The organism is Burkholderia sp. BCC1977 (assembly GCF_905339595.1).
Classification (GTDB): domain Bacteria; phylum Pseudomonadota; class Gammaproteobacteria; order Burkholderiales; family Burkholderiaceae; genus Burkholderia.
The window spans coordinates 144,484-163,100 of record NZ_CAJPGQ010000015.1; the positions used below are offsets into that span (position 1 = coordinate 144,484).

An 18,617-nucleotide genomic window follows, 5' to 3' on the forward strand; every position below is an offset into this window, starting at 1 on the left:
CGCTGCCCGCGCCAAGCCAGCCATGACCACGCCGCCCAGCCCGCACCCTGTCACGCCCGCACCGGGCCCGCGCTGGATCGAACCGATCCGCAAGCGGCTCGTGGCCGGCGTCACGCACCTGACGACGGGCGGCGGCGGTCCGTCGATCGATCTCTCGTCGCCGCCCGGCGACCCGGGGCTGTTCGGCCCCGACGCCATCTGCTGGCGCGTGCATGCCGATTTCACGTCGATGATGACGGGCGGCATTGCCGCGCTGCTGCTGCAGGCGCTCCATCCGCTCGCGCTCGCGGGCGTCTGGGATCACTCGTCGTTTCGCACCGACATCCTCGGCCGCTTGCGGCGCACCGCCACGTTCATCACGGGCACGACGTTCGGCAGCCGCGCGGACGCACTCGCACTGATCGAGCGCGTGAAAACGATCCACGCGCGCATCTCGGGTACCGCGCCCGACGGCCGGCCCTACCGAGCCGACGATCCGGCGTTGCTGACCTGGGTGCATGTCGCGGAAGTATCGAGCTTCCTCGCCGCGCATTTGCGCTATGTGAATCCGTCACTGTCGGGCGAACTGCAGGACGGCTACTACGCTGAAACGGCATTGATCGCCGAGTTGCTCGGCGCCCGGGAGGTGCCTCGTTCACGCGCCGAGGTCGCGGCCTATTTCGCGCGCATGCAGCCCGAACTCGAAGCCGGGCCGCACACCTTCGACGTCATGGACATCCTGCTGAATGTGCCGGTCGCAACGCCCGCGCTGCGGCCGGCCGCGTCGCTGATCATGCATGCAGGCATCGACCTGCTGCCGCCCTGGGCGCAGCGCAGGCTCGGCGTGTCGACGTTCGCGCCGCTGCGCCGCGCGGTGGTCCGGCCCGGTGTCCGGGCGGTCGCCCCCGTGTTGCGCTGGGCGCTCGTCAACGGCGCGTCGAAACGGGCACGCCGCCGCGCAGCCGCGACACCGCCCGACGGCACCCCGCCCGCCTGACGATTCGTTTCTTCCGAACATTTCAATTTGCCGTCAAATGCCTGTGACAAGCTGACAGGCCTGCAACCGCGCACGGTCGCACGTCCTGCTCGTCCCGCCTGTCCGTGACCCGCGCGGTGTCCCGCCCACCCGACCGACACCCGATGCCCGCGATGCCACGCCTGCCGATCCGTTTCGTCCTTGCCGCCAGTCTGTCCACCGTCTTCGCCCTGACCGCATGCGGAGGCGACGATGTTGCCGCCGTCGCGCGCACGGATGCGCAAACGCCTTCAGGCGACATCACGACCACGCCGACACCCGCGCCGCCCGCAACCGTCACACCGCAACCGGGCAAATGGAAGGCCGACCGCGCCGGCGACCTGATCGACGTGACGCTCGGCGATCTCCATCCGACACAAGGCGCGATCGGCTACGACCAGATCTACTACAAGCTCGGCCGCTACGAACGGCAGCCCGACAAGAAGTTCGACGACTTCTGCGCGGACGAAGGCCTCGGCGGCGTCGCGTCGAGCGGCTACACCGCGCAGTCGACGCTGCGCGAACCGGCCAGCTACATGTGCACGACGACCGACGGGAACGCCCGCGACCGCACGGTGCTGAACCCGGTCGTGATCGGCCCGAACGGCGACAGGCTGTACCTGACCGACGGCCACCACGGCCTGTCGACCTACTACGAAACGCCTGACGGCGGCCCGGCGCTGCACGTGCACGTCGTCGTGACGGACAACCTGAGCGACTACTCGGGCGACGTGTTCTGGCAGCAGATGCAAAGCCGCGGCTACGTGCGCCTGAAGGATGGCAACGGCAACGCGATCACGACCGCGCAGTTGCCGGGCGGTCTCGGCCTGACGCTCGGGATGACGAACGACCGCTACCGGTCGCTCGTCTATTTCACGCGCGACATCGGCTACAGCAAGCCCGCGCAATCCACCGACTACCTCGAGTTCTACTGGGCCGACTGGCTGCGCGCGCAGCCGGGCAAGTTCTCGCTCGCGCGCTACGACCTGACGCGCGCAGGCGCGGCCGATCCCGATCCGGCCAAGGCCGACACCGGCTACCTGAACGCGGTGTGGAACGCGTCGATGCGCATGGTCGCGGCCACGGACCCGGTGATCGACGGCAAGACGGGCGCCGATCTCGGGCGCGCGGATGCGCTCAACGGCGGGAAGAAGTACGGCAAGGGGGAATTCGACAAGCTGCGCCAGCCGATCACGGCCGACAAGCCCGGCAAGATCGCCTACGCACTCGACTACAAGACGCGCCACGCGCTGCCGCGGTAAGCGTGACGCAGAATGCAGCCGCGCCCGGTCATGCCTAGCGGGGCCGGCACGAACGGATCAGAGTACCTTGCGATACCCGTCGTCGTCGCTCGCGGCGTCCAGATGCGACACGTCGGCCCATTGCACGACTTGGGCGCGGCCATCGACGTAATCGACGACGTTGATGCTCGTATTGAGCAGCTGATAGCTGCGCGGCGCCGACAGATCGAGACCGTTTGCAAAGCGGTACACGCAGTCGAGCACGCCGCCGTGCGCGACACACGCGATCCGGCCGCCGGGATGCGCGGCGACGATCGGCTCGAGCGCATGCAGCACGCGATGATAGAACTCGCGCTGCGACTCGCCGCCGTCGGGTGCGAAACCCGGGTCGCGCGTCTGCCAAGCGGCGTAAGCGTCCGGGAACAGCGCCTCGATCTCGGTGCTGTCATGCCCCTGGAACACGCCGTATGCGCGTTCGCGCAGCCCGTCGCGCAACTGCGGCGGCAGCCCGAGCGCATCGGCAAAGGGCTGCGCGGTCTGTTGCGCGCGCATCAGGTCGCTCGAATAGATCGCGTCGATCCGCTGCCCGTCGCGCGCTTCCCGCGCGAGCCGGACAGCCAGCCGCTGCGCCTGCGCGAGCCCCGTGTCGGCCAGCGGAATGTCGATATGGCCCTGGATGCGCTTGATGCGGTTCCAGGCCGTCTCGCCATGGCGAATGAAGAGAATCTGCGTGGTGGCCATCGCGGCGCGTCTCCGGGAAAGAATCAGGGCCGCACTTGCAGCCAGAACGTCACGGGGCCGTCGTTCACGAGCGACACCTGCATGTCGGCGCCGAACTCGCCCGTCTCGACGACCGGATGGCGTTCGCGTGCGGCCGCGACGAAATAGTCGAACAGGCGCGCGCCTTCGTCGGGCGGCGCGGCCGGCGTGAAGCTCGGCCGCAGCCCGCTGTTGGTATCGGCCGCGAGCGTGAACTGCGACACGAGCAACAGGCCGCCGGCGCCGCCCGCGCCGTCGATGTTCGACACCGGCAGGTTCATCTTGCCGGCCGCGTCGCTGAACACGCGATAGCCGAGCAGCTTCGCGAGCAGCTTGTCGGCCGCGGCCTCGGTGTCGCCGCGCTCCGCGCAGACGAGCGCGAGCAGCCCTGCGCCGATCTCGCCCGTCGTGCGGTCGCCGACGCGCACGTCGGCACGCCTCACGCGCTGGATCAGCGCGATCATGCGGTCAGCGTGACGCGCGCGAAGCGGCGCTTGCCGACCTGGACGACGAACTCGCCGGCCTCGACCTTCAGGCCCTTGTCGGACACCGTCGCGCCGTCGATCTTCACGCCGCCCTGCTCGATGTTGCGCAGCGCTTCGCTCGTCGACGGCACGAGGCCCGCCTGCTTCAGCAACTGGCCGATCGCGAGCGGCGCGCCCGCGAGCGTGACCGACGGGATGTCGTCCGGCACGCCGCCCTTCGCGCGGTGGTTGAAGTCTTCGAGCGCACGCTCGGCGTCGGCCTGCGAGTGGAAGCGCGCGACGATTTCCTGCGCGAGCAGCACCTTGAAGTCGCGCGGATTGCGGCCGCCTTCGGCGTCGCGCTTGAAACCGGCGATCTCGTCGAGGCCGCGGAACGACAGCAGTTCGAAGTAACGCCACATCAGCGTGTCCGAGATGCTCATCAGCTTGCCGAACATGTCGGTCGGCTTCTCGCTGATGCCGACGTAGTTGCCCTTCGACTTCGACATCTTCTCGACGCCGTCGAGACCTTCGAGCAGCGGCATCGTGAGAATGCACTGCTGTTCCTGGCCGTACTGCTTCTGCAGTTCGCGGCCGACGAGCAGGTTGAACTTCTGGTCGGTACCGCCGAGTTCGAGATCGGCGTTCAGCGCGACCGAGTCGTAGCCCTGCATCAGCGGGTACAGGAATTCGTGGATCGAGATCGGCACGCCGCCCTGGAAGCGCTTCGTGAAGTCCTCGCGCTCGAGGATCCGCGCGACCGTGTAGCGCGACGCGAGCTTGATCATCCCGTCCGCGCCGAGCGGCATCGACCATTCGCTGTTGTAGCGGATTTCGGTCTTGTCGCGGTCGAGCACGAGCGCGGCCTGTTCGAAGTAGGTCTTCGCGTTCGACTCGATCTGTTCGCGCGTGAGCGGCGGACGCGTCGCGTTGCGGCCCGACGGATCGCCGATCAGCGACGTGAAATCGCCGATCAGGAAGATCACGGTGTGACCGAGATCCTGCAGCTGACGCATCTTGTTCAGCACGACCGTATGGCCGATGTGGATGTCGGGCGCGGTCGGATCGAGGCCGAGCTTGATGCGCAACGGCGCGCCGGTGGCCGCGCTGCGCGCGAGCTTCTGCGCGAACTCTTCCTCGATCAGCAGTTCGTCGACGCCGCGCTTCGTGACGGCGAGCGCATGGCGGACTTCGTCGGTGATGGGGAAAACAGGCTTGGAACTGGGTTCGGTGCTCATCGGTGCCGGGAAGAATGTCGCAAAGACAGGGATTTTCCCATAACTTGCGCGTGCATCGCTTAACGACGCGTCAGGTTGCGCGGATAATCGGGCGCAAGGCGCGTGGCACCGGCCCGCGCCGCTCGATCCAGGAGGACCCAACGTGCCGCAACGACATCCGCAACCCGCCCATCCGGCCGACGGCATCTACTTCGGGCTGATGTCGGGTACCAGCATGGACGGCGTCGACGGCGTCGCCGTGCGTTTCGAGACCGGCAAGGCACCGGTCGTGCTCGCGGAAGCGTTCGTCGGCTTCGCGCAATCGCTGCGCGACGCGCTGTTCGCGCTGCAGCAGCCCGGCGACAACGAGATCGACCGCGAATCGGTCGCGGCGAACGCGCTCGTCGCGCGCTACGCGGTGTGCTGCCACGAGCTGCAGCGCACGGCCGGCCTGTCGCGCGACGAGATCCGCGCGATCGGCGTGCACGGCCAGACGGTCCGGCACCGTCCCGAGCGCGGCTACACGCGCCAGCTCAACAATCCGGCGCTGCTCGCCGAGCTTGCGCATATCGACGTGATCGCCGATTTCCGCAGCCGCGACGTCGCGGCCGGCGGCCACGGCGCACCGCTCGCGCCGGCGTTCCACGCGACGGTGTTCGGCGCGCCGGGCGAGACGCGGGTCGTCTGCAATCTCGGCGGCATCAGCAACATCACGATCCTGCCGGGCGAAGGCGGCGACGTGCGCGGCTTCGACTGCGGGCCGGCGAACGCGCTGCTCGACGAATGGGCGACGCGCCACCTCGGCAAGCCGTACGACGACGGCGGCAAGTTCGCCGCGCGCGGCACCGTGCACGCGCCGCTGCTCGACGCGCTGCTCGACGAGCCCTACTTCGCCGCGCCGCCGCCGAAAAGCACCGGCCGCGACCTGTTCAATCCCGCGTGGCTCGACGCGAAGCTCGCCGCGTTCGCGCAAGTCGCGCCGGAACACGTGCAGGCGACGCTGACGGCGCTCACCGCCGTCTCGGTCGCCCGCGAGGTCGCGCAGCACGCGGCCGGCTGCAAGGCCGTGTTCGTCTGCGGCGGCGGCGCCCGCAACCCGGTGCTGCTCGATGCGCTCAGGAACGCACTACATGAGGCCCGCGTGCCGGCGACGGTGGATACGACGGCCGCGCTTGGCGTGCCGCCGCAACAGGTCGAGGCACTCGCGTTCGCGTGGCTCGCGTATCGCTTCACCGCGCGCCAGCCCGGCAACCTCGCGAGCGTGACGGGCGCCGAGGGCGCGCGCGTGCTCGGCGCGCTTTATCCGCGCTGATGAGCGGCCCCAAGGATGCGATGACACGCAGGCCGCACGGTTCGCACCTCGCACGGGTATAAAAAAACGGGGCATGAAGCCCCGTTTTTCATTCCGGCCAACCGGACAGGATCCGTCGTGCGCTCAGACCGAGAACGACGAGCCGCACCCGCAGGTGGTCGTGGCGTTCGGGTTCTTGATCACGAACTGGGCGCCGTTGAGGTCGTCCTTGTAGTCGATCTCGGCGCCGACCAGGTACTGGTAGCTCATCGAGTCGATCAGGAGCTGGACGCCGTTCTTGTTCATCACGGTGTCGTCCTCGTTGACTTCCTCGTCGAACGTGAAGCCATACTGGAAGCCCGAGCAGCCGCCGCCCTGCACGAACACGCGCAGCTTCAGGTCGGGATTGCCCTCTTCGTCGATCAGTTGCTTGACCTTGTCGGCCGCGGCGTCGGTGAAGACGAACGGCAGCGGCATATCGGTGGTCGTTGCTGCGGATTCGGTAACAGCGTTCATGCGAACTCTCCAAAAAGCTTTAGCCGCTATTGTAGGGCCGATCAGAAGATCGTGCTGATGTCCATGAAATCAATAGGTTCTTGTTGATTTCAATGCGGGGGCCGGCACGCGGGTGGCCGCCGCGCGGGCATAAAAAAACCGCCAGCGCGAAAGCTGGCGGTTTTTCCGGCGGACGCCGCCCGGAAGCGGCGCGGCCATGAAGCGGAATTAACGCTTCGAGAACTGCTTTGCGCGACGTGCCTTGCGCAGACCAACCTTCTTACGCTCGACTTCACGTGCATCGCGCGTGACGAAGCCTGCGTTCGACAGCGACGGCTTCAGCGTCGCGTCGTAGTCGATCAGTGCACGGGTGATGCCGTGGCGCACTGCACCTGCCTGACCCGTTTCGCCGCCGCCGTTGACGTTGACCTTGATGTCGAACGTCTGGCCGTGGTTCGTGAGTTCCAGCGGTTGACGCACGATCATCAGCGACGTTTCACGCGAGAAGTAGTCAGCGATGGGCTTGCCGTTGACGATGATGTCGCCCTTGCCAGCCTTGATGAAGACACGTGCGACTGCGCTCTTGCGGCGGCCCGTACCGTAGTTCCAGTTACCGATCATGTGGGCTCCCCTTAGATCTCGAGCGCCTTCGGCTGTTGAGCCGAATGCGGATGCGTAGCTTCAGCGTAGACCTTCAGCTTCTTGATCATCGCGTAGCCGAGCGGGCCCTTCGGCAGCATGCCCTTGACCGCCTTCTCGAGCGCACGGCCCGGGAAGCGTTCTTGCATCTTGCCGAACGTCGTTTCATAGATACCGCCCGGGTAACCCGAGTGACGGTAGTACTTCTTGTCCAGAGTCTTGTTGCCCGTGACCTTCAACTTGCTTGCGTTGATGATGATGATGAAATCACCAGTGTCGACGTGCGGGGTGAACTCAGGCTTGTGCTTGCCGCGCAGACGGCGTGCCACTTCGCTGGCAACACGGCCGAGAACCTTATCCGTCGCGTCAATCACGTACCATTCGCGCGTCACCTCATGGGCTTTTGCGGAAAACGTCTTCATGATCGATCCAAAAAAAATGCTTTGCCCGATGTGTTCTTCCTGCTTGTCTGTGTGCGCTTCGAGGCGCGGTGCAGGCTCTCCCTGTTCTTTTTCCGTGGGCATGAATGCGGAAAAGCCCTGAATTATAAAGGAAATACCGCAGCGCGGTCAAAGAGAATCCACGCCCCGTGCCGGCGGCGCCCGAAATGGGCCAAAATCCGGTCGTGCCCCGATTCACCAGGCGAACCGAGCGCCCGGAGCGGCACCCATCGACGCGCGGCACCTGACCTTGCCGCGCCAGACCGGCCGACCACGACAAAACAACAAGCAGGCATGATGAAACAACGACTTACGCCCTTTCTCGCGGCCGCGTTGCTGGCCGCAGCGGCGCCCGCCGTCGCCGCCCGGGCCGGCTGCGAGGCCAAGCTCGACGCCCTCGACGCCCGCATCGCCGATGCCCGCGGCACCCACGCCGAAGATCGCATCGCCCGCCTGCGCGCGGTACGCGAACGTGTGCGCCACTTCTGCGCGCGCGGTCACGGCCATGCATCGGCCGCACACGCCCCGGCCCCGGCCGCCCGTTCGACGGACGCGCCGCCGGGCGCGGCATTGCAGCCCGCCTCACGGCAGCCCGCGTAAACGGAGTCAAGGACGGGAAGCCAAGGACGGGTATCGAGACGCGCAAATTGCGCGCCAATGTTTGCATGGGACGAAAAAAAGCCCGAACGGCTGGTTCGGGCTTAATCCACCTTAGGAGGAGGGTGGAGGAGACATGCGGAGGTTGCCGCAGCGCGACAACCAATGGGGCTCATTATACGAACGCGTCGCCGGCTTCACAAGAAAATTTGCATTACGAAATCGCACACCATAATGCGGAATATCACAAACTTCACCGGCCAAACCCATTTTCCCTTTTAAAATCAATTGACTGGGAAGCAAGAACACGACCGCATACCCGTCACACCTAGAGTAAAACCCCTAAAGTCAGCAGGGAAATCAGCGTTCGGCGCCCCGCCGGGCGCCGCACACGGCGGCGTGGCGTTGCGCGTCGTGCAGCGCATCAGCCGGCCGAAGCGCTGCGGGCTACAATGCCGGATCGAATCCGAATCAGGCAACGCTGGAGCGCAAGCATGGAATGCAAAGTAAGCTGGATGGGTCAGGACGGCATGGCGTTTTCCGCCCAGACCGGAAGCGGGCACCTCGTCGCGATGGACGGCGCGCCGGAAGGCGGCGGTCATAACCTCGCGCCGCGCCCGATGGAAATGGTGCTGGTCGGCACCGGCGGCTGCACCGCGTACGACGTCGTGCTGATCCTGAAGAAGAGCCGCCAGGAAGTCACGGGCTGCTCGGTCACGCTGAAGGCCGAACGCGCGAGCGAAGATCCGAAGGTGTTCACGAAGGTCCACTTCCACTTCACCGTCACGGGCCGCAACCTGAACCCGGCCACGGTCGAGCGCGCGATCAACCTGTCGCACGACAAGTACTGCTCCGCGTCGATCATGATCGCGAAGACGGCCGAACTCACGCATTCGTTCGACATCGTCGCGGCCTGAACGCCCGGCCGCCACGCATGAAAAAAAGGGCCGGCGCTCCTGACGGAGCGCCGGCCCTTTCGCATTCGAACGGCAAAGCAGGCCGATAAGCCGGATTCTGTGCACGCTGTACGCCGAAGCGCGCGGCGCGTGGCAGCCATTCCTCTAGGCGCGCCATTGCTGACGCGCTCAAGCTTCCTACCCGCAGACGAGACGGGGGCCCCGTCCTGCATCCGAAAATGCGCGCCTGCCTACTTGGAATTGCTCCGGGTGGAGGTTACCGTGCCGGCGAACGTCGCCGTCGCCGCGGTGCGCTCTTACCGCACCGTTTCACCCTTACCTGATCCCGGCTTGCGCCGGGCCATCGGCGGTTTGCTTTCTGTTGCCCTGTTCCGCGTGTCGCCACGGATGGCCGTTAGCCATCACCCTGCCCTGTGGAGTCCGGACTTTCCTCGCCCCCGCCTGCCCGAAGGCGGCGAGGCCGCGACTGCCTGGCCTGCTTTGCGACGCGCATTCTAGCACTGCGCGCCGCCGCTGGCAGCACGCGAGCGGCGGCCGCTGCGGAACACCACCGGATCGTCGTAGAACGCGGGCGCGGCATTCGCGTCGCACCAGCCCGGCACGCCGAGCACCGGGAGCGGCGCGAAATCGCGGCTCGTCAGGTCGCGGGTCGCGAGTTCGCCGGCGATCCGCGCATCGACATGCGCGGCACGCCGCGCGTCGGGCCACGAAAAATAGTCGTCGCTCACTTCGACGATCCACGTGTGCGCGGTGCAGGACTTGTAGGGTGTAACGAGCTTCTCGAGCAGCGCATGGCCGACGAGCCGCGCCTCGCAGCGCGTGCCCCACGCGTCGCGCGAGGCCACCAGCAGTGGCTGCCAGCTGAAGCCGCGCAGCGCGTCGGCGAGCGTGCGGTCGGCCGTCACGAACAGCGCGGCGTTCTCGTCGAACAGCGTCAGCGCATCGCGCAGCGTGCCGCGCACGGGCCCGACGCCGCCCGCGGCGTCGATCGCCGCGGCCTGGCGTGCGTTCAGCGCGGCCTTGATGCGCGGATACGCGAACCAGACGAGCGCATTGAAGAAGTCGTGAAGATTGTGACGGGTCGGGACGCCGCCCGTGTCGGCAATATGGGTTTCGTATGCGATGCCGGGCGGCAGCTCGGCCTGCGGCACGAAGCGCAGCGGCCTGCCGCGGCCGCTGACGCGGGCACCGTCGTGCAGCGCACCGTTCAACGCATCGAGCAGCGCGGCCTCGCCCGCGAGCGCGGCCGCCTGCAGCGTGCGGCCCGGCTCCGCGTAACGCGCGAGCCACGGCGCGGACCAGTCGATCCGCGCGAACACCGCCGCCCCGCCACCGGCCGTCTGGCCGGCGCCGGGCGGCGGCGTGCCGGTCATGCGAACTTCCACCCGATCGTCTCGCCGGCGCGCAGCGGCACGACCGGCGTATCGCCCGCGAAGACCTCGCGCGGCAGTTCCCAGGTTTCGCGACGCAGCGTAATCGTCTCGGTGCTGTGCGGCAGTCCGTAGAAATCGGCGCCGAAGCGGCTCGCGAAGTTTTCCAGCTTGTCGAGCGCGCCGGCCTGGTCGAACGCTTCCGCATACAGCTCGAGCGCGTGCAGCGCCGTATAGCAGCCCGCGCAGCCGCACGCGGTTTCCTTCGCGTCGCGCGCGTGCGGCGCGCTGTCGGTACCGAGGAAGAAGCGCGGGTTGCCCGACGTCGCGGCTTCGACGAGCGCGACGCGGTGCGTTTCGCGCTTCAGCACCGGCAGGCAGTAGTAATGCGGGCGAATCCCGCCGACGAACAGCGCGTTGCGGCTGTACAGCAGGTGCTGCGGCGTGATCGTCGCGCCGAGCAGGCCCGGCGCCGCGTCGGCGTCGCGCACGTAGTCGGCCGCGTCCTTCGTCGTGATGTGCTCGAACACCACCTTCAGGCCGGGGAAATCGCGGCGCAGCGGCGTCATCACGCGATCGATGAACACCTTCTCGCGATCGAACATGTCGATCGCCGGATCGGTCACCTCGCCGTGCACGAGCAGCGGCATGCCGGTTTCCTGCATGACCTCGAGCGCCTTCGCGCACTTCGCGAGATCGCTGACGCCGTGGTCGGAATTCGTCGTCGCGCCGGCCGGATACAGCTTCACGCCATGCACGAAGCCGCTGTCGCGCGCGCGGCGGATTTCGTCGGGCGACGTGTTGTCGGTCAGGTACAGCGTCATCAGCGGCTCGAACGTCATGCCCGCCGGCAGCGCGGCCAGGATTCGCTCGCGATAGGCCTGCGCTTGCGCGGTGGTCGTGACGGGCGGCTTCAGGTTCGGCATGACGATCGCGCGGGCGAACTGGCGCGCCGTGTGCGGCAGCACCGCGGCCAGCATGTCGCCGTCGCGCAGGTGCAGGTGCAGGTCGTCGGGACGGGCGAGCGTGAGCGTCGCCGGAGAGGAAGCGTTCGAGGCAGTCATAGGAGGCGTCGTGAGGAACGGGCTGGCCATCTGCGGGGCCGGAACGCGCGTGCGCGGGCCGACTGACGGCAAACCGCAACACGAGGCCTTCGGCCGGCGGAATCCGCTTTTTACCGCTCAAGGCTCGGTGATATGCTAGAAGCCACATTGTACCGGGGTTCACCCGGTTGGTTACCCTGCTTCCGCCCCCGCCCCAAGTAAAATGTGCCAACTCCTAGGAATGAACTGCGCCGCGCCGACGGACGTCACATTCTCCTTCACAGGTTTCGCGGCACGGGGCGGCCTCACCGATCACCATGCCGACGGCTGGGGGATCGCGTTCTTCGAGGACAAGGCCTGTCGCCTCTTCATCGACCAGCAGGCGTCGGCCACGTCGCCGATCGCCGAAATGGTGAAGCGCTACCCGATCAAGTCCAAGAACACGATCGCGCACATCCGCAAGGCCACGCAGGGTCACATCCTGCTCGAGAACAGCCACCCGTTCATGCGCGAGCTGTGGGGGCGGCACTGGATCTTCGCGCATAACGGCGATCTGCAGGACTACGAACCCGACCTCGACGGCAGCGTCTACCATCCGGTCGGCACCACCGACAGCGAGAAGGCGTTCTGCGTGCTGATGCAGGGGCTGCGCGAAGCGTTCCCCGGCGCGCAGCCGCCGTTGCCGGAATTGTTCGAGCGCGTGGGCGAGCTGACGCGCGGCATCACCGATCACGGCGTGTTCAACTTCCTGATGTCGAACGGCCAGGCCCTCTTCGCGCACTGCTCGACGCGGCTGCACTACCTCGTGCGGCGCTGGCCGTTCTCGACCGCGCATCTGGTCGACGAAGACCTGTCGATCGACTTCGCGAAATACACGACGCCCGAGGATCGCGTCGCGGTGATCGCCACGCAGCCGCTGACCGACAACGAAATCTGGACCTCGTTCGAACCGGGCGAGCTGATCATGTTCCAGTGCGGCGACGTCGCCGCGCGGATGCAGATTCCGGTGCCCGAACGCGTGCTCGAGAAGCTGCGCAACCCGGCCCTCGACGCGTCGGCGTCCGCGCCGTGCGGCACGCCGCACGCCGCACTCGCGGCCGGCGCCGACGGCGATTCCGACGACTCGATCGATTTCTAGGCGCGCCGCGCCGCCTGGCGCGCCCTTCACGCCTTCCGCCTTTCCGCCGTCGTCGCGGCCCGACGATCCCGCGTCATGCACGGATCGTCGCACCACGCATTCGGCGCCCGGCATCCGCCGGCGATCGCCCGCACTGAAACTCCACCCGACAACGTTTCATTCAGGTCGCCATTCCACGCATGCGATCTTTGCCACACAACATTCACTTTTATTTTATTTATTTTCAAGCGAAAATAATTCACTGGCGCAACAAATAAAATATAAACCTTCAAACCCGGATAATCCGGAAGCCATAGCCTAAAGCAAAATCCCCGCACGGATCGTGCGCCAGCCCACCGAACCGGCGATTCCGCCTGTTTTACAAAAAATCCACCAAACCCGCCCCCACAAAGGCTTTCAGTTCGATTAACCACACAATTCAGAAATACCACTCAATACCGTTACCATCCCCACATTTCCTGCTTTTTTTGAAAATCGACACCCCCGTCGATTAGTAGACTCGCTCCATCTTCGGTGTAACGAAACCCGACCGGCGCGTCATGCAGCCACGGCTGCCGCACGTCCATTCGAGTCACGCGTCACCGTGGAATGCGCATTCGCCGCACGCGGCGAATACCACTTCAAAACAAGAAAGAGGGGCATGTCGTGAATCACTCATTTCGATCGGTCTGGAGCGAAACCACCGGCTGCTGGGTCGCGGTCGCGGAAACGACACGGGCGCGCGGCAAGCGTTCGGGCCGCGCATCCGGCACGGGCCGGGGCGCCGCGCACGAGGCCGTGCGCCGGCCGCCGTTGCGGGTCGCCGCACTCGGCGTCGCGCTGGTCGCGCTGTCGGCCGGCGCCGCGCATGCGTCGACCTGCGGCAACGGCGCGACGGTCGCAAGCGGCGGCACCTGCGCGATCGGCAACTTCGGCCCGACGGCCAACGACAACCAGGCCGGGTCCGCGACCGTCTCGGGCGGCGACACGGTCGGCCTGGCCGGCGCATGGGCCGGCACGGGCGGCGACGCCGGCTACACGCTCACGCCGATCGGCAGCACGACCATCGTGTCGGGCAATCCGAACCAGCCGCTGCTGTCGCTCGGCGGCAAGACGTACAGCGTCAGCACGCCCGACTCGATCACCGGCACCCACACGTCGGTCGCGACCTACGACTCGTCCGCGTTCACCGCATCGAAGGCCGGCGCGACCAACGTGCCCGTCTACAACGACGTGAACGGCAATCAGTATGTGAACGCGCGCATCGGCACCGTGGGCCGCACCGGCGGCACGCTCAACGTGTCGATCGGCAACCCCGCGAACGCGCCCGACTCGGCCGGCAACGCAATCACGATGGCCGCGAAGCAGACGGACCTCACCCTCGCGGACGGGACGGGCGCCGCCCCAAGCGTCGTCAACTGGAATTCACGCAACCAGGTCTGGCTCAACACCGGCGACTACCTCGCGAGCGGCGGCCCCGTCGGCAACCTCCAGCTCGACGTGCCGTCCTATGCGGGCACCTTCACCGCGTTCGACGGCAGCACGCGGAAGGTCACCGACGCCGCCTCGCTCGCCGCCTACAACGACTTTCTCGTGCGCTCGGTGCAAAGCGGCGCGCTCGGCTCGCAGGCCGCCTACGACAGCGCGTTCAGCCAGGCCGTCACGTTCTCGCAGGAAACCTTCCAGTACCGGAACAACGTGTCCGCCGGCGACAAGAACACGCTGCCGATCGATTACCTGTCGGCAATGCACGGCACCGGCGCGAACGCGACGCTGCATATCGGCAAGGACGGCCAGATCGACTTCCGCGGCACCAACACGATCGTATCGAGCTCGGCCGTCCTCGCGGAGAACGGCGCGCACTTCATCAACGACGGGCGCCTGTCGGGCGACTTCACGCTGGTGCGCCTGCTGAGCGGCGCAAGCGGCGTCAACAATGGCGTGATCTCGTCCGGCTACGCGTCCGGCGACAACGTCGACACGAGCAGCAGCACGCCGCCCGACAACTTCGGGTTCCATGCGTACACCGAGGGCAACGGCGTGTACGCGAACGGCACGGGCACGACGTTCGTCAACAACGGCGTGATGAACGTCGGCGCATGGACGCTCGACGGCAACCGTCCCGACCTGCAGAACTACGCGGTGGCAGCGACGGGTGGCGCGAACGCGTCGAACGCCGGCACGATCAACGTCGGCGTCAACGCGACGACGCTCGACAGCCAGGTGATCGGTGGCTTCGCTGCGGGCGGCACCTTCACGAACACGGCCGGCGGCACGATCTATCTCGGCCGCTCGGCCCAGTACGGGCCGGGGGCGACGGCGAATGACGTCGCGCTGTTCGCGCACGCGTACGGGATCCTGCTCGGCGCCTCGGGCACCGCCAGCAACCTCGGCTCGATCGTGATCGGCTCGCAGACGCAGAACGGCGCCGGGATGGCGAGCATCGGCTCATCGTCCGGCACGCTGCGCAACGCGGGCACGATCGTCGTCAACGGCGCGGCGCCCGGCACGCCGCTCGCGAACGTCGGCATGCTCGCGGCCAACACGGCCGCGACCGTGACCAACACGGGCACGATCACGCTGAACGGCGTGAACGGCATCGGCATCATGGTGGTCGGCACCGGCTCGACCGCGACGGCCGCGACGTCGACCGGCACGATCAACGTGGCCGGCGGACTCGATCCGGCCTCGGACACCCGCAACTACGGCGTGTGGGCCGAAGGGCCGCGCGCAACGGCCACGCTCGACGGCGCGCTCAACCTGACGGGCAACGGCGCGATCGGCGTGCATGCACGCTCGGGCGCAACGATCAACGTCTGGGCCAACGCGGTGCCGCATTTCGTGTCCGGTACCAATCAGATCGGCTTCTACGCATACGGCGCCGGCTCCAAGATCAACGTCGCCGCGCAGCACCTCAGCGTCGACACCTACGATTCGACGCTGTTCCGCATCGCGGGCGGCGCGGCCTACACGGGCGCGTCGGCGGCCGGCACGCTGACGACGGACGTGAACGGCCGGGGCGCGCGCGGCGTGCTCGCGACCGGCGCCGGCTCCACGCTGTCCACCGGCGCCGCGACCTACAACGTCAACGGCACGAACGGCGTCGCGGTCGCGGTCGAAGGTGGCGCGCAAGGCACCGTCGACACGAACGCGACGATCAACCTGAACGCGGCCGGCGCGATCGCGGGCGTCGTCGACGGCCAGGCGCACGACCTCGCCGGCGCGAATGCCGGCGCGCCGGTCGCGACGATGCTGACCAACGATGCCGCGGTCACCTCGTCGACCGCGGGCGTGACGGGTTTCGTCGCGCAGAACCTCGGCACGCTCGAGAACCGCGACACGGTGCTGCTGACCGGCGCCGGCTCGACGGGCGTCGTGGTCGGCACGCTCGGCACGGTGAACAACGCGTCGGCGATCCGTGTGTCGAACGGCACCGGCGCGCTCGTGCAGGGCGCGTCGGCGACGCTCGCCAACGCGGGCGCGATCGAGGCCGACGACGGCGTCGCGGGCGTGCACCTGACCGGCGCGGGCGCGTCGGTCGCGCTGTCGGGCGCGGGCACCGTCGTCGCGAACGGCAGCGCCGACGGCGTGCTGATCGACTCGACCGTCTCGGACGGCGGGATCGCGGCCGGCGCGACGTCGATCGCGGTGGGCGGCGCCGGCAAGGGCATCGACAACCTCGGCACGAACACGACGATCGCGCTGTCGGGCACGCAGATCGGCACGACCGGCAACGGCGCCGACGGGCTGTCGTCGACGGGCGCCGGCGCGCGCATCGCGACCGATGCGGCAACCGTCGTGCGCACCGCCGGCGACAACGCACGCGGCCTGTTCGTGACGGGCGCGGATGCGACGCTCGCGGCCAACGGCACGACCGTCGCGACGACGGGCGCCGGCGCGCACGCGATCGTCGCGGGCAGCGGTGCGACCGCGTGGCTGGCGGGCACGAAGCTCTCCACGGCGGGCGCGGCAGCCGACGGCCTGGTCGCGCAGAACGGCGGCCGCATCGGCGACACGGGTTCGTCGATCGCGAGCGCGGCCGGTAACGGCGCGACCGTCGACAGCGGCGGCGTGCTCGCGCTGACGGGCACGACGCTCAAGGGCGCGACGGCCGGCGTGACGAGCACGGACACGCTCGCGACCGGCGCGACCAGTTCGGTGCTGGTCGACGGCGGCAGCGTCGCGTCCGTCGCCGGGCCGGCGTTCGCCGCACGCGGCGGCACGGTCGACATCGCGGTGCGCAACGGCACCGTCGTGACGGCCGGCAACGGTCGGCTGCTGGACCTCACGAACGGCAGCAACGTCACCTTCAACGCATCGGCCGTGAATCTGGCCGGCGACATCATGTCCGACGCGTCGAGCACCGGCAACGTGTTCCTGACGAACGGCACGACCCTGACCGGCACGATCGACCCGGTCGCGCTGACCCTCGACGGCTCGAGCACGTGGCACATGACCGGCAGCTCCGTGCTGAGCAGCCTGAACAACGCAGGCCTGGTCGCGTTCGCCGCGCCGTCCGGCACGCCGACGGCGGCAGGCAGCTACCGGACGCTGACGACCGGCAGTTACGTCGGCAACGGCGGCACGATCGCGCTGAACACCTACCTCGGCGCCGACGCATCGCCGACCGACCGGCTGATCGTGAACGGCGGCACCGCAAGCGGCACGACGGGGCTGAAGATCGCGAACACGGCCGGCGCCGGCGCGCAGACGACGGGCGACGGGATTCCGGTGGTCGTCACGGCCAATGGCGGCACGACCGCCGCGTCGGCATTCCATCTCGCGGGCCCGGTGCAGGCAGGCGCGTACGAATACCGGCTCTACCGCGGCGGACAGGGCGATGCGAACGGCTGGTACCTGCGCTCGCAGCTCGACCCGACGGACCCCGGCGATCCGGTCGGCCCGACCGTCATCGACGGCGGCGGCAACGGCGGCAATCTCGCGTACCGTCCGGGCGTTGCAGGCTATGCGATGACGCCGCTGCTGAACGCCGACTACGGCTTCTCGACGCTCGGCAAGCTGCACGAGCGCGTCGGCGACATCTATAACCTCCAGAAGCAGGCGCCGGGCAATCGCGACGGCGTGTGGGGCCGTATCGGCGGACAGAGCCTCGACGCGAACGCGGGCCGCTTCGCAGCGGACGAGCGGACGTTCTTCGCGCAGTTCGGCAAGGACTGGACGCTCGACCAGGCACCCGCCGGCGGCAGCACGCATGCGGGCGTGACGGCCAGCATCGGCGTCGCGAACGCGAGCTTCAGCGACATGGCGCGCGCGGACGCGCCGGGCCTGTCGACGTCGACGGGCTCGGTCGAGATGCACGCGCAGAGCGTCGGCGGCTACTGGACGCGCTACCTGTCCGACGGCACCTACTTCGACAGCGTCGGCCAGGTCACGCACTACGGCAACCGCTATCGCGACAGCTACGGCAACGAGGCCTCGCAGAACGGCTTCGGCATCGCGCTGTCGCAGGAGGTCGGCAAGCCGTTCGGGATCGGCGGCACGCCGATCGCGGTCGAGCCGCAGGCGCAGCTGATGTACCAGTACCTGAAGCTGAACGGGTTCAACGACAACGTGTCGGCCGTGTCGGGCACGACGACCCACGCGTTGCGCGGACGCGTCGGCATGCGCATCTTCCGGCCGAACCTCGACGCGAACGCGGGCGGCGGCGCCGCGACGCCGTACTTCACGGCCGACGTGCTGCACGACTTCCTGTCGCCGGGCCAGACCGTCGTCGGCGGCACGCCGTTCGCGACGCACCTGGGCCGCACCTGGTACGAGCTCGGCCTGGGCGTGACCGCGGGCTTCGGCAAGTCGGGCGAGTTGTACGCGAACGTGAAATATGCACGCAACATCGGCGGCGATTACCGGCGCGGCGTCACCGGGCAGGTCGGCTACCGCTACAGCTGGTAACGCCCGACGCCACCGGTGGGCAGCCGGCAGCCGATGAAAAAAAACCGCCCGGTGTTCAACCGGGCGGTTTTTTCATCGGCGTGCCTGCCGCGCACGCGAGGCACGAACGCTCAGTGCAGGATC

General features: G+C 67.9%; 15 protein-coding genes and 1 other RNA gene. 7 read left to right on the top strand and 9 right to left on the bottom strand.

What is annotated here, in order from left to right:
* The first annotated feature begins 22 nt into the window (after positions 1-22).
* Together U5771_RS15345 and U5771_RS15350 are read left to right on the top strand one after the other, a co-directional pair.
* Positions 23-976, top strand: a complete 954-nt coding sequence (locus U5771_RS15345) for an oxygenase MpaB family protein (RefSeq protein WP_322024758.1) — start codon at positions 23-25, stop codon at positions 974-976.
* Between the two features lie 152 nt (positions 977-1,128).
* Positions 1,129-2,256, top strand: coding sequence for a ParB/Srx family N-terminal domain-containing protein (locus tag U5771_RS15350; protein WP_322024759.1), 1,128 nt, complete (start codon positions 1,129-1,131; stop codon positions 2,254-2,256).
* Between the two features lie 57 nt (positions 2,257-2,313).
* Here the strand turns inward: U5771_RS15350 and U5771_RS15355 are convergent, their stop codons facing one another.
* Genes U5771_RS15355 through tyrS form a run of 3 tightly spaced genes read right to left on the bottom strand, consistent with a single transcriptional unit; the run spans position 2,314 to position 4,696 of the window.
* A complete protein-coding gene (locus U5771_RS15355; RefSeq protein ID WP_322024760.1) occupies positions 2,314-2,976 on the bottom strand; it encodes a histidine phosphatase family protein in 663 nt (220 codons plus the stop codon).
* A gap of 23 nt (positions 2,977-2,999) precedes the next feature.
* Positions 3,000-3,458 (bottom strand): D-aminoacyl-tRNA deacylase, encoded by a 459-nt coding sequence (dtd, locus tag U5771_RS15360; RefSeq protein WP_014898069.1) that lies wholly within the window; start codon positions 3,456-3,458, stop codon positions 3,000-3,002.
* Entirely contained in the window at positions 3,455-4,696 is a 1,242-nt protein-coding gene (gene tyrS / locus U5771_RS15365; protein ID WP_322024761.1) for a tyrosine--tRNA ligase, read from the bottom strand. The genes dtd and tyrS overlap by 4 nt, the downstream gene beginning before the upstream one ends.
* 142 nt (positions 4,697-4,838) lie before the next feature.
* Here tyrS and U5771_RS15370 point away from each other — a divergent pair, with 142 nt between their 5' ends.
* Entirely contained in the window at positions 4,839-5,987 is a 1,149-nt protein-coding gene (locus U5771_RS15370) for an anhydro-N-acetylmuramic acid kinase (RefSeq protein ID WP_322024762.1), read from the top strand.
* A gap of 123 nt (positions 5,988-6,110) precedes the next feature.
* On the opposite strand, the gene erpA is transcribed toward U5771_RS15370, so the two are convergent.
* The 3 genes from erpA to rplM all read right to left on the bottom strand — a co-directional run bounded on the left by erpA (position 6,111) and on the right by rplM (position 7,522).
* Positions 6,111-6,482 carry an iron-sulfur cluster insertion protein ErpA gene (erpA, locus tag U5771_RS15375; RefSeq protein WP_006759918.1) on the bottom strand — a complete coding sequence of 124 codons (372 nt, stop codon included), beginning with the start codon at positions 6,480-6,482 and terminating at the stop codon, positions 6,111-6,113.
* A gap of 207 nt (positions 6,483-6,689) precedes the next feature.
* On the bottom strand, positions 6,690-7,082 hold the full coding sequence (gene rpsI, locus U5771_RS15380) for a 30S ribosomal protein S9 (protein WP_011883283.1): 393 nt from the start codon (positions 7,080-7,082) through the stop codon (positions 6,690-6,692).
* Between the two features lie 11 nt (positions 7,083-7,093).
* Positions 7,094-7,522, bottom strand: coding sequence for a 50S ribosomal protein L13 (rplM, locus tag U5771_RS15385; RefSeq protein ID WP_009687896.1), 429 nt, complete (start codon positions 7,520-7,522; stop codon positions 7,094-7,096).
* 312 nt (positions 7,523-7,834) lie between these two features.
* On the opposite strand from rplM, the gene U5771_RS15390 reads away from it, so the two are divergent.
* Together U5771_RS15390 and U5771_RS15395 are read left to right on the top strand one after the other, a co-directional pair.
* Positions 7,835-8,140 carry a DUF1090 family protein gene (locus U5771_RS15390; protein ID WP_322024763.1) on the top strand — a complete coding sequence of 102 codons (306 nt, stop codon included), beginning with the start codon at positions 7,835-7,837 and terminating at the stop codon, positions 8,138-8,140.
* A 449-nt stretch (positions 8,141-8,589) separates the two neighbouring features.
* A complete protein-coding gene (locus U5771_RS15395; protein ID WP_081293719.1) occupies positions 8,590-9,054 on the top strand; it encodes an OsmC family protein in 465 nt (154 codons plus the stop codon).
* Positions 9,055-9,124: 70 nt separating this feature from the next.
* Here U5771_RS15395 and rnpB read toward each other — a convergent pair.
* The 3 genes from rnpB to pyrC all read right to left on the bottom strand — a co-directional run bounded on the left by rnpB (position 9,125) and on the right by pyrC (position 11,488).
* Positions 9,125-9,536, bottom strand: an RNA gene (gene rnpB, locus U5771_RS15400) — RNase P RNA component class A.
* A 12-nt stretch (positions 9,537-9,548) separates the two neighbouring features.
* On the bottom strand, positions 9,549-10,427 hold the full coding sequence (locus U5771_RS15405) for a DUF3025 domain-containing protein (RefSeq protein ID WP_322024764.1): 879 nt from the start codon (positions 10,425-10,427) through the stop codon (positions 9,549-9,551).
* On the bottom strand, positions 10,424-11,488 hold the full coding sequence (gene pyrC, locus U5771_RS15410) for a dihydroorotase (RefSeq protein WP_322024765.1): 1,065 nt from the start codon (positions 11,486-11,488) through the stop codon (positions 10,424-10,426). Before pyrC ends, U5771_RS15405 begins: the two co-directional genes overlap by 4 nt.
* Positions 11,489-11,690: 202 nt before the next feature.
* On the opposite strand from pyrC, the gene U5771_RS15415 reads away from it, so the two are divergent.
* Both U5771_RS15415 and U5771_RS15420 read left to right on the top strand, forming a co-directional pair.
* Complete coding sequence (locus tag U5771_RS15415; protein WP_322024766.1) at positions 11,691-12,605, top strand: class II glutamine amidotransferase; 915 nt, start codon at positions 11,691-11,693, stop codon at positions 12,603-12,605.
* 645 nt (positions 12,606-13,250) lie between these two features.
* Positions 13,251-18,494, top strand: a complete 5,244-nt coding sequence (locus tag U5771_RS15420) for an autotransporter outer membrane beta-barrel domain-containing protein (RefSeq protein ID WP_322024767.1) — start codon at positions 13,251-13,253, stop codon at positions 18,492-18,494.
* Positions 18,495-18,617: the final 123 nt, after the last annotated feature.

What these genes read in the sequence shown, in the direction of transcription:
- U5771_RS15415 (WP_322024766.1), top strand. Translation starts at nt 11,691, where the DNA reads ATGTGCCAACTCCTAGGAATGAACTGCGCCGCGCCGACGGACGTCACA.
- U5771_RS15345 (WP_322024758.1), top strand. Translation starts at nt 23, where the DNA reads ATGACCACGCCGCCCAGCCCGCACCCTGTCACGCCCGCACCGGGCCCG.
- erpA (WP_006759918.1), bottom strand. Translation starts at nt 6,482, where the DNA reads ATGAACGCTGTTACCGAATCCGCAGCAACGACCACCGATATGCCGCTG.
- tyrS (WP_322024761.1), bottom strand. Translation starts at nt 4,696, where the DNA reads ATGAGCACCGAACCCAGTTCCAAGCCTGTTTTCCCCATCACCGACGAA.
- U5771_RS15405 (WP_322024764.1), bottom strand. Translation starts at nt 10,427, where the DNA reads ATGACCGGCACGCCGCCGCCCGGCGCCGGCCAGACGGCCGGTGGCGGG.
- U5771_RS15355 (WP_322024760.1), bottom strand. Translation starts at nt 2,976, where the DNA reads ATGGCCACCACGCAGATTCTCTTCATTCGCCATGGCGAGACGGCCTGG.
- U5771_RS15395 (WP_081293719.1), top strand. Translation starts at nt 8,590, where the DNA reads ATGCCGGATCGAATCCGAATCAGGCAACGCTGGAGCGCAAGCATGGAA.
- rpsI (WP_011883283.1), bottom strand. Translation starts at nt 7,082, where the DNA reads ATGATCGGTAACTGGAACTACGGTACGGGCCGCCGCAAGAGCGCAGTC.
- pyrC (WP_322024765.1), bottom strand. Translation starts at nt 11,488, where the DNA reads ATGACTGCCTCGAACGCTTCCTCTCCGGCGACGCTCACGCTCGCCCGT.
- rplM (WP_009687896.1), bottom strand. Translation starts at nt 7,522, where the DNA reads ATGAAGACGTTTTCCGCAAAAGCCCATGAGGTGACGCGCGAATGGTAC.
- U5771_RS15350 (WP_322024759.1), top strand. Translation starts at nt 1,129, where the DNA reads ATGCCACGCCTGCCGATCCGTTTCGTCCTTGCCGCCAGTCTGTCCACC.
- U5771_RS15390 (WP_322024763.1), top strand. Translation starts at nt 7,835, where the DNA reads ATGATGAAACAACGACTTACGCCCTTTCTCGCGGCCGCGTTGCTGGCC.
- dtd (WP_014898069.1), bottom strand. Translation starts at nt 3,458, where the DNA reads ATGATCGCGCTGATCCAGCGCGTGAGGCGTGCCGACGTGCGCGTCGGC.